This is a genomic window from Glutamicibacter ardleyensis, from assembly GCF_014644555.1.
In the GTDB taxonomy this organism is placed as follows: Bacteria; Actinomycetota; Actinomycetes; order Actinomycetales; family Micrococcaceae; genus Glutamicibacter; species Glutamicibacter bergerei.
On record NZ_BMKX01000002.1, the window covers coordinates 137,594 to 153,636 of the forward strand.

The 16,043-nt window shown below is 56.2% G+C and carries 13 protein-coding genes and 2 pseudogenes; 3 read left to right on the plus strand and 12 right to left on the minus strand.

The window, feature by feature from the left end:
* Positions 1–134: 134 nt before the first annotated feature.
* From IEX04_RS05175 to IEX04_RS05195, 5 genes and pseudogenes are all read right to left on the minus strand, one after another.
* The gene (locus IEX04_RS05175) at positions 135–1,238 is read right to left on the minus strand and encodes an ABC transporter permease (RefSeq protein WP_188684263.1); all 1,104 of its coding nucleotides are present in this window, start codon (positions 1,236–1,238) and stop codon (positions 135–137) included.
* Positions 1,235–1,879 carry an ABC transporter ATP-binding protein gene (locus IEX04_RS05180; protein ID WP_188684265.1) on the minus strand — a complete coding sequence of 215 codons (645 nt, stop codon included), beginning with the start codon at positions 1,877–1,879 and terminating at the stop codon, positions 1,235–1,237. Before IEX04_RS05180 ends, IEX04_RS05175 begins: the two co-directional genes overlap by 4 nt.
* Positions 1,876–2,955: a peptidoglycan-binding domain-containing protein gene (locus IEX04_RS05185; RefSeq protein ID WP_188684267.1), complete on the minus strand. Its 1,080-nt coding sequence runs from the start codon at positions 2,953–2,955 to the stop codon at positions 1,876–1,878. Before IEX04_RS05185 ends, IEX04_RS05180 begins: the two co-directional genes overlap by 4 nt.
* Positions 2,945–3,652, minus strand: coding sequence for a hypothetical protein (locus IEX04_RS05190; protein WP_188684269.1), 708 nt, complete (start codon positions 3,650–3,652; stop codon positions 2,945–2,947). Before IEX04_RS05190 ends, IEX04_RS05185 begins: the two co-directional genes overlap by 11 nt.
* 1,300 nt (positions 3,653–4,952) lie before the next feature.
* Positions 4,953–5,198, minus strand: a pseudogene (locus IEX04_RS05195) (Y-family DNA polymerase); the annotation flags it as partial.
* 159 nt (positions 5,199–5,357) lie between these two features.
* Here IEX04_RS05195 and IEX04_RS05200 point away from each other — a divergent pair.
* The 3 genes from IEX04_RS05200 (at position 5,358) to IEX04_RS05210 (ending at position 9,407) form a co-directional block, all read left to right on the plus strand.
* The gene (locus IEX04_RS05200) at positions 5,358–6,479 is read left to right on the plus strand and encodes a tyrosine-type recombinase/integrase (RefSeq protein ID WP_188684271.1); all 1,122 of its coding nucleotides are present in this window, start codon (positions 5,358–5,360) and stop codon (positions 6,477–6,479) included.
* Positions 6,476–6,829 carry a helix-turn-helix domain-containing protein gene (locus IEX04_RS05205; RefSeq protein ID WP_188684273.1) on the plus strand — a complete coding sequence of 118 codons (354 nt, stop codon included), beginning with the start codon at positions 6,476–6,478 and terminating at the stop codon, positions 6,827–6,829. Before IEX04_RS05200 ends, IEX04_RS05205 begins: the two co-directional genes overlap by 4 nt.
* Positions 6,830–8,219: 1,390 nt before the next feature.
* On the plus strand, positions 8,220–9,407 hold the full coding sequence (locus tag IEX04_RS05210; protein WP_188684275.1) for a site-specific integrase: 1,188 nt from the start codon (positions 8,220–8,222) through the stop codon (positions 9,405–9,407).
* A 224-nt stretch (positions 9,408–9,631) separates the two neighbouring features.
* Here IEX04_RS05210 and IEX04_RS05215 read toward each other — a convergent pair whose 3' ends face one another.
* The 7 genes and pseudogenes from IEX04_RS05215 to IEX04_RS05245 form a co-directional block, all read right to left on the minus strand.
* Positions 9,632–10,477, minus strand: a complete 846-nt coding sequence (locus tag IEX04_RS05215) for an AbiV family abortive infection protein (protein ID WP_188684278.1) — start codon at positions 10,475–10,477, stop codon at positions 9,632–9,634.
* Between the two features lie 203 nt (positions 10,478–10,680).
* A pseudogene (locus tag IEX04_RS05220) lies at positions 10,681–10,920 on the minus strand (Y-family DNA polymerase); the annotation flags it as partial.
* 491 nt (positions 10,921–11,411) lie between these two features.
* Positions 11,412–12,203 carry a cytochrome c biogenesis CcdA family protein gene (locus tag IEX04_RS05225; protein ID WP_188684855.1) on the minus strand — a complete coding sequence of 264 codons (792 nt, stop codon included), beginning with the start codon at positions 12,201–12,203 and terminating at the stop codon, positions 11,412–11,414.
* Positions 12,203–12,553, minus strand: coding sequence for a TlpA family protein disulfide reductase (locus IEX04_RS05230; protein ID WP_188684280.1), 351 nt, complete (start codon positions 12,551–12,553; stop codon positions 12,203–12,205). Before IEX04_RS05230 ends, IEX04_RS05225 begins: the two co-directional genes overlap by 1 nt.
* A gap of 104 nt (positions 12,554–12,657) precedes the next feature.
* Positions 12,658–14,184, minus strand: a complete 1,527-nt coding sequence (locus IEX04_RS05235) for a multicopper oxidase family protein (RefSeq protein ID WP_188684282.1) — start codon at positions 14,182–14,184, stop codon at positions 12,658–12,660.
* 284 nt (positions 14,185–14,468) lie between these two features.
* The gene (locus IEX04_RS05240) at positions 14,469–15,146 is read right to left on the minus strand and encodes a GNAT family N-acetyltransferase (protein ID WP_047118363.1); all 678 of its coding nucleotides are present in this window, start codon (positions 15,144–15,146) and stop codon (positions 14,469–14,471) included.
* Positions 15,143–16,018 (minus strand): F510_1955 family glycosylhydrolase, encoded by an 876-nt coding sequence (locus IEX04_RS05245; RefSeq protein WP_188684284.1) that lies wholly within the window; start codon positions 16,016–16,018, stop codon positions 15,143–15,145. The genes IEX04_RS05240 and IEX04_RS05245 overlap by 4 nt, the downstream gene beginning before the upstream one ends.
* Positions 16,019–16,043 lie beyond the last annotated feature (25 nt).

The window sequence follows — 16,043 nt, forward strand, 5'->3', positions numbered from 1 at the left end:
GTAGGACGTTTCGACCTGGCTTGACTCTCCCCTCTTGGGCAAGCGGCTTATGTGAGAACAGGAAAAAAGAACACCATGCTGACCGCAGCGATACGTTCGAAGACTAAAGAAGAGATCCTGAACTCTGCTTAGCCTTACGGAGTGCGCAACACCTTGACCGGATCCGAATGCGCCGCATAGGCAGCAGGCACTAAAGTGCTGGCTCCAGCGGCAAACAGCGCCAGCACTACGACGCCGAAGCAGAAGGCCAGCGGGGGTGCTGTGCCCGTACTCATGGTGATTCCCAGGCCCACAGACATCCCCGCCAAAGCTCCAGCAACAGCAGGGATCAGCGTACGCAGCAACATGAGCTGGACGATGTCGTTGCGCTTTGCTCCCAAGGCTCGCCGCCGCCCGAGATCCTTGCGACGCACGAGAATATCAGCGAAGACCACGACGGCTACCAGAAGTGCACCGATGCCAAGGGACCCGTACAGCATGGAGCGTCCAAAAGCGCCCAAGTCTCCGACGATCTCATCATGCAACTGCGCCAGTTGAAGCGGCGAGCGAACTGAAATGGCTTCAGGGTCATTCAGCTGCCCAAAGAGCCCAATTACTGAGCGCTGTGCAGCCGCCGCTTGGCTGGAATCGCTCAGGATTAGATGCAGATTCGTTGCAGTGCTGCCGGGGGGTGCCTTGAAAACCACTCCCTGGGACAAATTGTCGAAGGGCTCCAAGGGCATATACGACCCGACGATCGCGTAATCCACCGGGATTTCCCTATCCGCGATGCCAACGACCCCTACCGGGTGCTGCAGGCCGAGCTTGGCCAACGCTGTGGTAGAGACCAGCGCTTCACCTGGACCTGGATAACGGCCTGATTCCAAGCGGACGGCAGATTCGAGCTCGCCGGTGACAGCCCACGCTGGCACCGGTTCTGCCCCATCGCCGATGACCGTATTCTTCACATCAACCGGCGAACTCAATCCAACAGCCCGGTCGGACACAGAGAAATTCGCCGCCATGGCAATCAGCGAGGCGCTGATCAAGCCAGCGGACTTCTTGTCGGTGACCACCAGTTCCCGAGCTCCTGCGGAATTGATGCGCTGGGCTACCTGATCTTCTGCCGCAGCGGTTCGCCCCACGGTGGATATGGTCATGATGCACATCGCCGCGGTGATCAGGCATACCAGTGCCGAAGGCACCTTGCTGGCCCACGCCGTGGCTAGGGCTTCGCGCAGCAGTGTTCGCAGGTTCATAGTTCCAGCACCTCGTCTGCCCGGCTGATGACGTAGGGGTCGTGGGTGGCGATGACAATGGTTCGCTGTTTGGCCGCGGCCGCTTCGCAGAAGATGTCCAAGACGCTAGCGGCATTGGCGGGGTCAAGGTTGCCTGTCGGCTCATCAGCCAAAATCACCGACGGGTCGTTGATCAGCGCCCTGGCCACGGCGACACGCTGGGCTTGGCCTCCGGAAATCTGGCCCGGTTTGTGGTCGCTGCGTGCGGCCACACCGAGCTGCTCCAAGAGCAGCGCTGCCCTGTCCAAGGCAACCTGGCGGTCAACACCGGCATAGATGGTCGGTTCGATGACCGAATCGATGATGGTACGCGAAGGGTCCAACGATGAATCCTGGAAGACGAAGCCCAGCTGATGGGCCCGCACCTTGGACCGGATTGCATCCGCTGCCATTGACTGCGGCTGATCATGGAGAATCACCTCTCCGCGGCTCGGCGTGAGCATCAGGCCCAGCACATAGAGGAGCGTGGATTTCCCGCGTCCCGAAGGGCCGGTTAGCGCCGTGACTTTCCCCGGGGTGAATTCGTAGCTGAGCCCGCCAAAAAGTTCTTCGCCGTCCTTGGTGTAGCGGAACCCCAAATCTTTGACGCTCAGGACACTCAATTCTCCTCACCTTGAGCGTTGAGCACCTGGACGTTGGTGCCTCTCTCCACCCCGGTGACAATTACAATTCCCTGCCCGCTGGCCACGATCTCGACCGGAACTGTTCCGTTCTCGGTGACAACTTCGGTGCCGCCGCCGGCGGTGGTGGTTACCGCGGCTGCTGGGATGCCGATGCCCTTGGTTTCAGGCACGACAATGACCTTGGAGCGCAGGGTGACGTTGCTGCCGGTCGGTAGTTGGTCGCATTCCTTCTTGCAGACAGCTTCGCCGTCTGGCGCGGTCAGGGTGTGGATGACATTGTCTGACTCGTCGGTGGTGGTTTGCCCGATCTGCGCCTTCCAGGAAAGCTTTCCATGCTGGACCTCAATGATGGAGTCCTGCGGGATCAGCGCGGCTTGGTCTGCGGTCAAGGAGAGAGTGAACGTTCGCTCCCCGCTTGGAGCCAGCACCGCATCTTCGCCACCAGTCAGGGTCTTCCCTGTCCGGATGGATTCAGCGAGGTCTGCCTGGCCTGGCAGTGCGGGGATGGCAACGATCCGACCGAGCGGAATGATCCCGGTGGGCTTCTGGTTGGTTTCTTTCTGCCATTTCTTGATGGCCAGTGTGGTCTGCGAGGTGAAGCGCGTATCCGGGGTACCGGTGAAATGCCCTTGGTCCTTGAGGAAGTCTTCAAGCTGCTTTACGTTTGCGCCGGAGGCTCCGGGGCCCATGTCCTGGTAGAAGGGTGTCGTTCCGGAAATGGCATAGACATCGGTGCCGGCCACGGAATAGAGGGCTTCGCCGGACTTCTTTTGTCCCGGAGTGGCGGCGGAGACGACGCCGGGAAGATGGTTGCTGGCAACTACCTGGGTCGGCTGTTTCACCGTGGTGCTCAAGTTCAGTGATGACCCAATTGATGACAACTCGGCTTTGACCCAGACGGATTGCGAAGCTTCGGGAGATGCATTGGCGCTTTGCCCTACCAAAGTTGCGTTGATCGCCCAGCCGAGTGTTCCGCAAACAACCGCTACGACCAGCAAGAGCGAGAGGAACCTAGGTGAAAGCTTCTTGCTTTCGGAGGCATTTCTAGTTCCCATAGAGTTCCTCCGCAGATGGAGAAGGAGGGCACTTCTGGTTCATTTCAGTAGTATCGGCAGAAGCGAGATCCATGGTGTCGTAGGGGGTCCACGGTGCTGTACCGCTGGCCATCCCCTCGACGAAGGTTTCTTCGCTCGGCAAGGAACCTGTGTCCAGATTAAGGCCCTGAAGGCAAGGCACGAGCGCGTCGCGGTAGTACGCGTAGAACGTCCGCAACTGCGTGCGAGTCAGTGCCTGGCTGTATTTGAGGTCCTGAGGATATTGAAGCGCACAGGTGTAGCTGGCTTCAGCGGCAGCTTGCTCCTGGTCTTCAGTGAATTTCGTGGAGAAAGAACCGCCTTCTTCCACTGTTGTCGGGAACCCTAGATTGGTGAGGCATGTTGCTTGCTCTTCGGGCCAGACTTCTTGAGAGACATATCGGATTCGCTCGACTTCTGGCCAGGAGCTGAGGCCGGATTCTTCTTGCTTGCCCTTCACGAAGTCGTCCCAGGTGAATTCGCCATAGCCGCCGTTATCGAGCGGGTCGTCCTTGCTGCTTAGAGTTGGAGCTTCTTCACTCACTAAGCTCTCCGAGGGGGTGGCTCCCGTCGGTGCGGTCAGCTCGGCAGTAGGGTCTCCGCCGCTACTGCATGAGGCAAGGGCCAGCGAAAATATTGCGATGAGGCTCAATGCGCGGAACTTGGGAGTTCTAGTCATGGAATCGTCTTTCGTAAACGGTTCTTACGGGTACTGGCTTCATCTCAAAGCGATAACAAACCCGCTGCTGTGACCTGCCTTACTCGGTAGTATATACATTGCGTGCGACTATCGAAGTAAAAGAACCTAGCAGGTGGAAAGTTTCGCATGATTAAGTATGTTGAGGTCATGAGCCCGGTGCAGCCACTGTTGCTTTGATAAGGCTAATGCTAGAAATATTCATCCAGGTCTAGAAATTTTCAATAAATCCCGGTAGGTTCATTTTCAGGTCACGCTCAGGTTGCTTTTAGGTTTTTATCGTGGCTTTGTCTTGATTTGATAATCGATGCCACGGACGCGTCATTGCTCGAAGGGATATTCAATGAAGAACCGTTTACGTACTATGGCGGCCACCGTCCTTGTTGCGGGACTGGCAGTTGCTGGTGCAGGCGCTGCCCAGGCAGACACGAAGAGTGGCTACAAGAACTGCGCGTCTGGCTACAGCGCAAGTCTGACAACCAAGCTCAATGCTTCAGGCGTGGGAACCCAGTCAACAACGCACTCCCACAAACATGGGGTTACCACTGTCAAGCAGACTTTCTCGGGTTTGGGGCCGAATACGTCTAATTCTCGCACCCAGTATAGCTATTGGTCGGCAACCTCTCAGCGCGTGATTGAGTATGCAACGGGCGGATGCATTCGAAACCCGGTATAAAAACTTACCGAGGGAGTATCTACGTCTAAAGATTCCGTGGATATTGCCTGAGGATAATTCAATTCTAATATTCTCGGACCGTCTTGCCGTTCTTGGCAAGGCGGTCCGGCATTTTAATGCTAGGTTGCGCTTCCCTGCAGATCTGGTCCACTATTGCGCTCGTTGATGGACGGCTGAAATTGACTCTTCTTCCATATACAGAGTTGCTTACGCGCTAGTGATCGTGAGGCATTATATGTTTCAAGTGGGTTGGTCAGGATCCGTGATCCTTGCGCTTTGGATCTTGTGACATTCCGTAAGAAATAGATTGCACTCTATGCCAAGTGAAGATATTCGAATGCCAGAGCAGCGGAAGCCAATCGATTGTCGCAGGTGTCCCGCGGAAGGTCCCTTACGGACAGTTCGGCGCCGCGCCGCGGAGCTCAAAAAGTGACAACTATGGAAAGAAGTCCTAAACAACCTGAATTCCCGTTTGCCCCGCCCAATTATGTGCCCGATGATGGTTCCCTTGCGGTCGGGAAAGGCTATGCAGAAGGAGCCTGAAAACGACCCTCCTGTTCCACGACAAATTCCGAATGGATCGGGCGAATAAGCTACTCATGAATACTCGGCTATACCGGTAGACTTGGCGATCCCCACGCAGACGGGCAACCCGGTCAGCCTGAACACCTCAGCCTTGATCCGCTCACCCAGGGCTTGCAGCTCATCCAGTGTGCCGGACACGCCCAGAAACGCCTCGTCAATGGAATAGACCTCCACCCACGCCGAGAAACGGCCTAAAAGCTTCATGACGCGGGCGGACATTTCCCCGTACAGCTCGTAATTAGAGGACTTCGCGACCAGCCCGAGTTCCGCGCGATATTGCATCAGATGCGAGCTAGTGGTGATTTGCCATGTCGCAATACTGGGCCTCGGGAAAATTGACGACCCATCTAATCGGTATAAATCCTTGCCGTGAGGCCAAACTTCGCGTTTAATGCATGAATAGAGCGTTTATCGAGTGGGGTTTCGATGTCTGACGGGGTGCCGCATGGAGTGTCATCGCTGTATCTGGTGCGCGGTGTTTCCTTCCTTGACGCGCCTGATGCGGTCTTTGAAGCGATGTTGACTGGTTGGCGGATGCAACAAGTTGGAGGCCGTCGACTCAAGCCGAATTCAGTGGACCGGGCTCTGAATATCGTACGGCGGTTTGAAACCTACACGCTGAAGAAGCCGTGGGAGTGGTCTGCTGGTGATTTTGATGAGTGGATGACGCTGTTGGTCTCGCAGCGAGCTCTTGCGGCGTCGACAATTCGTGGATATCAAGGCGCGGTCCGCCAGTTCTGTGAGTACATATGTTCCGAGCACTACGGATGGGTCGAGGAATGCTTGGATCGTTTTGGCACTCATCCGGTGCAGGTGTGCCATGAGTGGAATAGCCTGCCCCATCTTTATGAGTATGAAGGTGGTTCTGGACGCAGACCTTTGGACCGTGATGAGCTCCAACTGTTGTTTGACCGTGCCGATGATGAGGTCTCGTGTCTGTTGGATGGGCGTCGCAAAGGAGCGCTGCCGGCATTCCGGGACGCAACGCTGTTGAAGGTCGTGTATGCCTGGGGCCTGCGTTCGAGCGAGGCGGTGGGTCTTGATATCAGCGATTTCTATCGGAATGCCAAGGCGCCTCAGTTTGGTCAGTATGGTGTCATGCAGGTGCGTCATGGAAAGTCGAGTAGGGGAGGCCCTCCTAAGAGGCGGGCGGTGTTGTCGATTTTCGATTGGGCTGTGGAGGCATTGCAAGAATACGTAGAGCAGGTCAGGCCGCTGATGGTTCAATCGGAGACCAGCGCGCTCTGGCTCTCTGAACGCGGCACGCGATTAAGGTCCCGAGAAGTTTCTTCGCGGTTTGCGGCATATCGCGATGAACTGGGATTGGATCGAGTGTTGACTCCACATGCTTTGAGGCACTCCTATGTGACGCACTTGATCGAATCAGGTGTGGATCCAACGTTCGTGCAGCGACAGGTAGGGCATCAGTATTCGGCAACGACCGCAATCTATACGGGGATTAGCGCGGACTACATGAATACGATGATGGGCCAGGCAATAGAAAGAACACGTCAACACGTAATCAAGGACGAAGGTTCAACCTCATGAAGCGTATTGAGTATCAATGGAAATTGCGGGAAGTCATGGCCGCTGCGGGCATGTTTTCCACGACTAAGCTGGTTCCGTTGCTGGCTGAGCGCGGTGTGCATCTTTCAACGAGCCAAGTGTATCGGCTGGCGGCCGAGAAGCCGGAGCGAATGAATATGCAGGCGCTGATCGCGCTCCTGGATATTTTCGATTGCACGTTTGAAGAGCTTGCTCCCCGTGTCGTTTCCGAGAATGCGGGAGCCGCTACCGGAACCATGGATCTCGGCGTTGAACGGGGAAGCACGGCAGCGGATCAGCTGCGAGCGAGCGGTTTGCGGCCGCGTAGAGCGCAGATTCCACCTCATGGCTGACCAGGTATTCGAACAGCTAACGAACCTGATCTGCTCAGTTGAAAGTGCCCTTAGTCGTCCTCACGTCCAGGAAGTGGTTATCGATAGTTTCCGCCAGCTACCTGTGGCAAGACGAACCTTAGACATCTTGGAAGCCTCACCGGAGCTGTTGACATCCAAGGACCCGCACATGCCAGCGGCAGTGGCCAAGCTTCTTCAACGCCTGAGCCAAGAAGGCGCGCAACACATTCAACCTCCTGAATGCGCGCACTGTGGCCAGCAACGTCCGCTACGCCGGTTAGCGCCAGCCGGACGCATCTGCGATCCGTGCAGCGCGGCACAGAAGAAGATAAATGGCCAGTGCCATCGATGCAAAGAAGAACGGCTAGTAAGCAAGGGACCGGCAAAAGCCAACTACTGCCGACGATGTATGAATGAATTGAGCACGGAAGCGCCGGACCGAATTATCAATTACGTCCGCATTCATCAACTCATTGCACCCCCAATGACCCGTGCTGCTTTGGACTCGCTTCCCACCTTGAGGAACCGGTTGGTTCGACTAATGCTTGAGATCGAGAGTCATGGGGAGCTCTGGTTTGCTGAACCTGCGCAAGGCTCGAGGCAATTCTGCCGATTCTACGATCTGTTGCGTCACGCAGGGGCGCGGTTGCCAGAACGCCAGTGCGCAGGCTGCGGGACGACGCGAACCCTAACGGAACGAGTCGAGGGACAAATTAGCTGCCGACGATGCTACCAGCAGGCGCATCGAAAGAGCTGCGACGGCTGCGGAGAGTATGCCACCATGGAGCGTGTCCTCTCGGAGGGGAGGCGTCTGTGTCAACGGTGCACCCATCAGCTCCCAGACGAGCGTGCGGTGTGCTTTTCGTGTGGGAACCTTCGACTCATCGCATTTCGAGATATCCGAGGCCCGCTTTGCTCAACTTGCCGTCAAACCTCGAAAATCGATACGTGCAGCAACTGCGGGATTCAAGCTCCTTGCGTCTTCCAAGGAACTGAAGAGGCCTTGTGTAAGGCATGTAGTGACACGAAGAGGATCGATCAGTGCACGGAATGTCGCAATACGCGCCGTTGCCGTTGGGCAGGGACAGCTCGGGCCGTTTGCGAACAATGCTCCAATCCCCGCTCACCGTGCAGGGCGTGTGGCGAAGTGCGGCTGCGACACAAACGACATGCGAGCGGGACGGGGTATCTGTGCTGGGCTTGCGTCCCACCGATCATTGAACCCTGCACGAACTGCGGTCAGAAAGCTATCGTCAACGGAAGGCTAGGAGGCCGTCCGTTTTGTCTCCGGTGCTATCCAAAGCAACATGAAACCTTCCGCCCATGCGCAGGATGCGGAACGATCACTCGGCTCATTGCCAAACATTGTCCCCGATGTAGAGCAGATCAGATGATCCGACAGATGGTGCCCGATGACCTTGCTGCTTCTGATGAAAGAATCGCCAAACTCCGGCAACGCTGGTTTCAAGGAGCACCGTCGAAGATCATTTATGCGTTTGAACGTGGAACAACCGCTGCTACACTCATCACCAAAATTCTTGCCGACCCGTCCTTGCGAACCCATGAATTTATTGATGGCGCAGGTTCGGAGAGTCAGACCCGCTCACTGCGAGCCGTGCTCGTTGAGCATGAGCTGTTGCCACCGCGCGATGAGCTACTCGCTCGGTTCGAAGCATGGCTTGTAGCAGTCCTACGGAGCATCGCCGATCCGCAAGAGTATCGGTATGTCACCCAATACGCGCGGTGGCGGCATTTGCGGTTGCTCCGCAAGAACACCATGCCACTGCGAATGCAGCAGATATCCTGGCGACGTATTGAAATTATGGAAGTTCTCGCTCTGCTGAAGTGGAAGCAACAGCTCGGGGGATCACTTGCTTCCTTGGCACAAAAAGACCTAGATGAATGGTTGGCCCAGGGAACTCGAATGCACATCCATCACTTTGTGCATTGGACTTCCCAACAAAACATCACGGCCAAACTTTCTGCGCCTTCTCCCCAGCGGTCAGTTCTCAGCCCGTACGCCCTTAGCCAAGAAGAACGATGGCGTCTGTTAGCTGATGTGACTTCGGATGGGACGCTTGAACCGCGTACCAAATTCGCGGCCGGCATGATGCTGCTGTATGGCATCCGCGCTCCAAAGATTGTGCAATTGCGAATCGACGATCTCGAGATCAGCGAAGCGGCGGTCCGTGTCCGCTGGGGATCAGTGCCATTGGTGCTGCCGGCTGAATTTGCTCCCGTAGCGCGAGAGTTATCTGAGCAGCGCACTGCGCCACGCCTCTTCGTTGATAGCAGGCAGCAAGAATGGCTTTATCCAGGCACGACGGCAGGGCATCATATGGCTCCACGAAACCTCAACGGGCGATTGCGTCGGATTGGGATTCCTCCGCGGTTGGCTCGAACGAGTGCCCTGATCGCTTTGATCCAAGAGCTGCCGCCGGTGGTGTTGAGCCGTTTGACTGGGCTGGAGATCAGTTCTGCAATCATGTGGTCTGAAGCAACCGGGGCCAGCGGCAGTGCATACGCCCAAGGTGCCAGCACTCGTTTCAATGAGGGTCCGGTAGTTCTAGAGGAGTGAGTATTGCCAGCGGCGTAAGGGGATTTATGTGGTCAGTGAGACGTCTAAGTCCCACGATGCTGTTGCATACCGGGTAAAGGCCCGGCCTGACACAGAATTTGATCGGTCGGCGTACCCACCAAATTTGTAGGCTGAGTCTGGTCCTCAAAAGTGAGTTGCTCGGCGTAATCCAGCCAAGAAATCAATATTGGATCTAACTTCGGTCCGATAAGGAGTCGAGAAAGCTACTCATGCTCGTTGGCGCTTTGCGAAAGCTCCTGAGCAAGGCGCAACACTTCACGTGTTTCAGCTTCATGGCCACGTTTAGCCAAGTTGCGGAAGGCTTCCTGATTCTTGCCCGGAGGATTAAACCGGTATGCGGCGTTGGGCAAAACTTCGCCAGGAATTCCTTCGCCTAGCGAATCACGAATCGAACGGTAAAGTGCTGGATGCTCATTCATGAGGCGCGGCAATATATTCAACAAGGCGAGATCTTTCTCAGAGGCTGCGGGGACGCCCGCTTCACGCTCATCTTGGCGTTTACCCTCGATATGCTCACCTAGCCGCAGTTGCCATCCGATTTGATGCACATGCGCGAGAACTTCACGCAGTGCCGATTCATCCTTCATGTCAGTAGGCGCCATGATCTGGCCTGTTTTGCTCAGGTCCACATAGAAGCCGCGTTGTTTGGAGCGGTCGTGGCGGCGTGACCAAGATTTAATGGTGCCCAGGTAACGAGAATTTTCTTCGTAATCTGGTGCCTCAGTGTCGAACCAATATGGTTCCTCCAGTAGAAAGTTGTGTACTGCTTCTAGTTTCTTTTCATGGCTCGCCCAGAGCTTATCCAGTTCTTCGCATCTGAAGAGTTCTCCGTCGGGGGCGTACTCGAGGGCAACTCGTCGTTCATGTATGGCTATTGCTTTTCCGGATTCCTCGAGTCCCAAAATTGCTAGTGATCGAGCCAGTGAGACATGCCCGAGTTCGAGCACGGCGATAGCGGAGTTCAGGAGGGTGTCTGCGTTTTCGAGCAACGCATCCTGTAGCTGTGCCACCTGTTCGGGTGTGAGATCGGGGAGTCGTCGTATCGTCATACGCTCAGTTTCGCAGATCGCTTCATCGCCAGCGCCCTTGACCGATTGCCTTCTTCACTATTTTTAGCCTGGAGAAATCCCGCTCGATTGAACGTCCTCCCTGTCTTATGGAGCCGTTTGTGATGAACGGGTGCTCTCTCAATCCGGATCATAGGCTCCTATCGCGGGAAGAATAACGACAAAACCAATAACACTATCTACCAGTATCGGTCAGCGTCGGCAGCGAGTTTGAACCACGGTGCGCCCATTTCAATGCCCAGTGCTTTGGCCTCGGCGCTGCGGGCGACCGCGCAACCGTCATTGTTAGAAAGCACGATCACCGGCCGGCCTTCCAATGTCGGATCAAAAGCCCGTTCGCAGGAGACATAGAAGCTGTTCACGTCCACGTGTGCGATGTATTCGCCCCGCTGTGCCGGGCCGGGGGAGTCTATGTTGGTAACCATCGGTATCACTTTCGTTGATATTCGCTAAGAAGAGTTGACCCAATGACACCTTTATTGAACCCATGATCTATCTAAGCGAATTGGTTTCTTAAAATATAGAACATAGGTTTGACAGTTTGGATAAATAAATGGGTAGCCACCCCGAACTCTTCGCGAGGTGCCTACCCATAAGGTGGTTGTTATTTCGTGCTTGAGATTCGGTGAATCCATGGAGGAATCCGAGGGTGACCGGCTGTGGTTCACCGCAGCATCTTCGGGTAACCATCACAGCGACTCGGCCATATCTGGACGGCTCTGGCCTCATCGGAAAAGATTAGTAACCAATACTTTGTCGCCGATTCTGGGTTTACCAAGTGCCGGAGAAGAACTATGCCTAGCTACAGCGACGGTTCAGCAGCAGAGTGTCGGTATACACGCTGGTGGGCTGTGTTCAGAGCGAGTGCGACATGCCTGTCCAGGCAGTAGCTGTGACCATTACATCTTTTGTGCCATTAGATGGGCAACCTGATCTCATTGGCGAACCAGTCCTGCAATTGCGTCACCCAGGAGCCCCACAGGCCGGTGGCCATCAGAATTCCAAGAAGAATCAAGATGCCGCCGCCCACGCGCATGATCGATAGCTGGTGCCGACGCAGGAACTTCATGGCACCCATTCCGCGTCGCAACCCCACTGCGATGAAAAGGAATGGCAGCCCCAGCCCCATGCAATAGAAGAATGTCAGTAAGGCGCCCTTCGCAGGGTTGGGGTCAAGGCCGGTACTCATTGCCAACACTGCGGCAAGTGTGGGTCCGATACAAGGTGCCCAACCAAGCCCGAAGGTCACACCCAGTACCGGGGCACCCCACAAGCCAGCCGGTGGTTTGCGGCGCATCTTCGCGTCGCGTTGCATGAAAGAAAATCCACCCATGAACACAATGCCCATGAAAATCACCAGCACACCGAGAAGCTGAGTGACCCAGGCACCTTCGAACCGCATCCATGCGGCGATTTGAGAAAAGACCACTCCGGCGAGCACGAAGACGGCAGTGAACCCGAGGATGAACAGAGCAATACCCGCGACCATGCGGCCACGTTTCTGCTCGACGAGATCAGCACCAGATAGCCCAGTCACGTAGCCAAGATAACCCGGAACCAAAGGAAGAACGCACGGCGACAGAAACGAGACGAGGCCGGCAAGGACGGCCACGGGAACCGCAAGCAGCAAGGATCCATCTTGGATAACCTCAGCAAAAGGGTTGCCCTGGACCGAAATTGCCAAGGTGGTGGTGAGCGGCAAATTCATCACAGCGACTCCTGAAGGGAGGTATCTATCAGGGCCTTAAGCGTGGCCTTTTCGGCCGCTCCAAGGACACGTGACGCGACCCGTCCCTGTTTGTCGAGCACCAGCGTGGTGGGCACTGCCTGCAATGGGACATATTGGGTCATAGCCAGCCGGATTTCACCTTGGGTGTCTTGCACCGATGGGTATGAGATCCCGAAAGTGCGCTCGAAGGATTGTGCAGCTTCTTTCTCGTCACGGATATTGATGCCGATAAATTCGGCCTTCACTTTAACTAAGGCAGCAAGCATGCCGGCGCGCAAGAAGGTACGCCGTCCCAAGCGCTGTGCTTGGGACTCGCTGAGGGTTTTCATGTTGTCAGACTCCTGAGAGGTTTGCAGAGACGGTTTGTGAGATCGGCGCCGGTTTATACATGGTTGTAGAACTGGATTTATGCACATGCCCATGGTTTCGTGAGCTACTTGACGTAGGAGAATACTCCCATCATGCCGCGTTCCGCATGATAAGCATTGTGGCAATGTGTGAGCCATTGGCCCGGGTTATCGGCATTAAATTGGACGGTGACAGTTTCCCGTGGACGGACAATCACGGTGTCCTTTCGTGCCCCGGACTGCCCGATTTGGAAGGTATGGCCGTGGATGTGCATCGGGTGCCACATGTCGGTGTCGTTGATGAATTTCACTTCCACGCGCTGTCCTTCTTTCAGATCAAAGGTATGCTCAAATGGCTTGGCCATGTCGAAACGATGGCCGTTGATGCCCCAGTCGTAGTCCTCCATTCCGCCGGTCAACCGCAGCTCGTGGACTTGGTCCGGCATCTTGACCGCAAGATTCACGGAAGGGTCGGCGGTGAGCTGTCCACCGTCAACGATCTCTCCGGTCAAGACCGTCGGGAGATCACCCCTTCTTGGGGCCGTCCCTGTCCCGGTTGCAATGAGACCGTAGGCCATTTGGGCTTTCCCTTCGGCCAAGGCCAACAACGGTGTGAAACCATCTTGGATCGTCAAAAGCGCGTCGATGCGCTCTCCCATGCCCAAGACGACGGCGTCAACCTCAGCGTGAACGACCGGGAATCCATCGGTATGGGTCACGATAAGTTTCTGTTTCGGAACTCCGACCCGGTAGGCAGTGTCGCCCGCGGCGTTGATAATACGCAATCGAACTCGATCCCCGGGTTGTGCCATAAAAACCTCGGGTTTTTCGATGGTGGTGCCGTTGAACAAGTGCAACGGATAGGCCACGTCACCGGCATCTCCGCCCAAAAAATCGCTGGTTGCACCCATGAGCATATGGCCCATCACCATGCCGCCGTCTTCGCTACCGTGGCTCATTCCACTCATCGGAGCCATCCCCTTAGCGAGCTCCTTCATCGCTTCATCAGGGGTTCCGGTGACACCATCAAGCCAGTCATCCAAGACGATCACCCACTCCTTGTCGTACTGCAATGGTTCTTGCGGATCATCAATGATCAGAGCGCCATAGAGGGCGCGTTCGCGCTGCATCTCGACGTGGGAGTGATACCAATACGTGCCGGGATGTGCCAACTTGAAGTCATAGGAATAACTGGTCGCGGTCTCCACTGCCTCCTGTGTGAGTCCAGGCACGCCGTCGGCGTTGTTGCGTAAGGCAAGACCGTGCCAGTGGATGCTGGTGGATTCAGGAAGCTCATTGGTGAGATTCAGGTTGAGCTGGTCACCGACCATGCCACGTAGTGTGGGGGCGACCAGCTTCTTGTCGTATCCCCATGTAGTGATCTTCTCTCCGGCCATTGCCGTGCTTATCGACTCTGCCTTCAGCGTTTTCGTGACCGTCTTTCCGGTACTGGGGCGCAGGTTTTCGACTTCTGCGATGAGCGGGTCGGTGGGCAGGACTCGGGACACCCCGGTGGAGTTCTGGGCCTTGGGTGCGCAGGCGCTTAGGGCAGCAGCTGCGGTCGTGGCAATGGACAGTCCAAGGAAGGAACGTCGGTTGAATTGGTAAGTCATGAAGCAGTCCTTTATGAAGTGTGAGTCTTGGGGGAGCATAGGAAAATAGAGGATGGCGGCCAGCTCGTGGCACGCAGTCAATCCAACGGATTACGGTTTTTACGCAGCCTCATGCCGCTTTGGCGGTCCGCCGTGTCTGCAATGCCGCTGGCCGCCGTCTGGTATTTCGACTCCTAGCTCTATGATCTTGGAGGAACACGGTGCCTAAGAGCTAACCTGCGGTGATTAGAGATCGTGACCGATGTTCGGCGGGTCGTTGATCCGGCCGAAGCATACATTTCCGGTTACTGAAGATAGCGGTGGTAGATACTGGTTGCCATTCCATCCTTGGAGAATCGCTGCTCGACGCATGTCCAACCGTGCTTCTCATAGAATTTACCTGCCCCGTTGGCACCGGCCGCGGTGGCGAGCTCGGCCAACCTAGCATGGTCCGCTGTTGCACGTTTAAGGAATGCGTCCATCAGAAAAACGCCTATTCCTTCACCACGCCGATCTGGCAACACCACAAGTGATGTAATGACAGCAGGCGACGGTATCACTCTGTCGCTGGATACCGGGCTAGCGGTGCGTCCTAGCAGACGACGGGCATAGGGACGTGCGCGGGTGCCCAGAAAATGAAGAAGTACACGTGGCCGGATGGAGAGCGCCGCGAGACCCGAGAGGAGAAGTCCCCACTTCTGGTTGGCAAGTACGTCGGCGATGTGGCGGACTTGGTTGGTCGAGCCAATTAGGAAGCCTATTGGCTGTTCATCGTCACTCACGGCGACAAGGGCAATCCCGAATCGTTCGGTGAGGAACGTTTTCATCCAACGACGTACGAAGTGGTTTCCTAAGTGGGGGAATAATCCATCTGGAAGGTAGCGGATCATGTCCGAGGCCATCCTGCTCAGGTCTTGTTCTGTGGCATCTCTGATGACGACAGGTGAGCCGGTGCCGGGATTCTTTGAGGTTATTCGGCTCATGGGGTTTTCTCGGTGAAAGTCGCTCCGTCGTCCGTGGAGTGTGAGATACCCGTACTGGTGGCCACCCAGATCCGCACCTGTCCGCCATCGTCGCCGGTGGCGGCAATGGCAGCCGGTTGCCCGGTGACGACTCCACCAGTCTCTTGCCAAGTGCGTCCGGCATCGCGGCTGAGCTGCACCGCACCATCCGGTTCCACTCCGACGGCGACCGATTTGCTGGCAACAGCGGTCAGCAGCAGGACCGGAGCGTCTTGGGGTAAGGTCCAGGTTTTCCCGCCATCTTCAGAACGGTGTACTCCTTGTTCGGTGGTGGCCAGCACGACTTGGGACAGCGGGCTTCCGGCGAGATGATAGGGCTGGATGCCGGCATCTATGGTGTTCCATGTGACCGTGTCATCGGTCACCCGCAGTGTGCCGTCAAAACCGATGACGCTCTCGCCGGTGACGGCCAAGGCGTGGAAATCGGATTTGCCTTGAAGAGAGAGCGGTTCCCACGTGGACCCGCCATCAGTTGATCGGATCAAACCCGCCGGGTCGGGCAGACCGGTCTCAGCCGACGGGTGCCCGGAAGCGTAATACTCGTCTTTTCCGGCGGTGGCGAATCCCATCAGGTCAATGGTGGGCCCGATTTTCTGCGGTTCGTCAGCTGTGGCATCGAAGAGTCCCTCATGGGTGGCCAAAAGGATGCGCCCGGAATCCGGGTCAACGCTCATGCCGTGGACGTGGCTGAAGACTGCGACGCTGGCAGCTTCTTGCGCAGCGGGTCCTTCGCTGATTGACTGCGTGCAGCCCGTGAGTAGGACCATAGAGAGCGCGGCGACGGACAAGACTGCGCGTTTTTGAGCGCGCAAAAGTGAGTTCTGTGTAAGCATGGTGGTTCCTTGAATCAGTCAGAAG

Coding starts and splice junctions, on each gene's coding strand:
- IEX04_RS05235 (WP_188684282.1), bottom strand. CDS start 14,184: ATGACTTACCAATTCAACCGACGTTCCTTCCTTGGACTGTCCATTGCC.
- IEX04_RS05245 (WP_188684284.1), bottom strand. CDS start 16,018: ATGCTTACACAGAACTCACTTTTGCGCGCTCAAAAACGCGCAGTCTTG.
- IEX04_RS05240 (WP_047118363.1), bottom strand. CDS start 15,146: ATGAGCCGAATAACCTCAAAGAATCCCGGCACCGGCTCACCTGTCGTC.
- IEX04_RS05230 (WP_188684280.1), bottom strand. CDS start 12,553: ATGAAAACCCTCAGCGAGTCCCAAGCACAGCGCTTGGGACGGCGTACC.
- IEX04_RS05200 (WP_188684271.1), top strand. CDS start 5,358: ATGTCTGACGGGGTGCCGCATGGAGTGTCATCGCTGTATCTGGTGCGC.
- IEX04_RS05205 (WP_188684273.1), top strand. CDS start 6,476: ATGAAGCGTATTGAGTATCAATGGAAATTGCGGGAAGTCATGGCCGCT.
- IEX04_RS05215 (WP_188684278.1), bottom strand. CDS start 10,477: ATGACGATACGACGACTCCCCGATCTCACACCCGAACAGGTGGCACAG.
- IEX04_RS05190 (WP_188684269.1), bottom strand. CDS start 3,652: ATGACTAGAACTCCCAAGTTCCGCGCATTGAGCCTCATCGCAATATTT.
- IEX04_RS05185 (WP_188684267.1), bottom strand. CDS start 2,955: ATGGGAACTAGAAATGCCTCCGAAAGCAAGAAGCTTTCACCTAGGTTC.
- IEX04_RS05225 (WP_188684855.1), bottom strand. CDS start 12,203: ATGAATTTGCCGCTCACCACCACCTTGGCAATTTCGGTCCAGGGCAAC.
- IEX04_RS05210 (WP_188684275.1), top strand. CDS start 8,220: ATGATCCGACAGATGGTGCCCGATGACCTTGCTGCTTCTGATGAAAGA.
- IEX04_RS05175 (WP_188684263.1), bottom strand. CDS start 1,238: ATGAACCTGCGAACACTGCTGCGCGAAGCCCTAGCCACGGCGTGGGCC.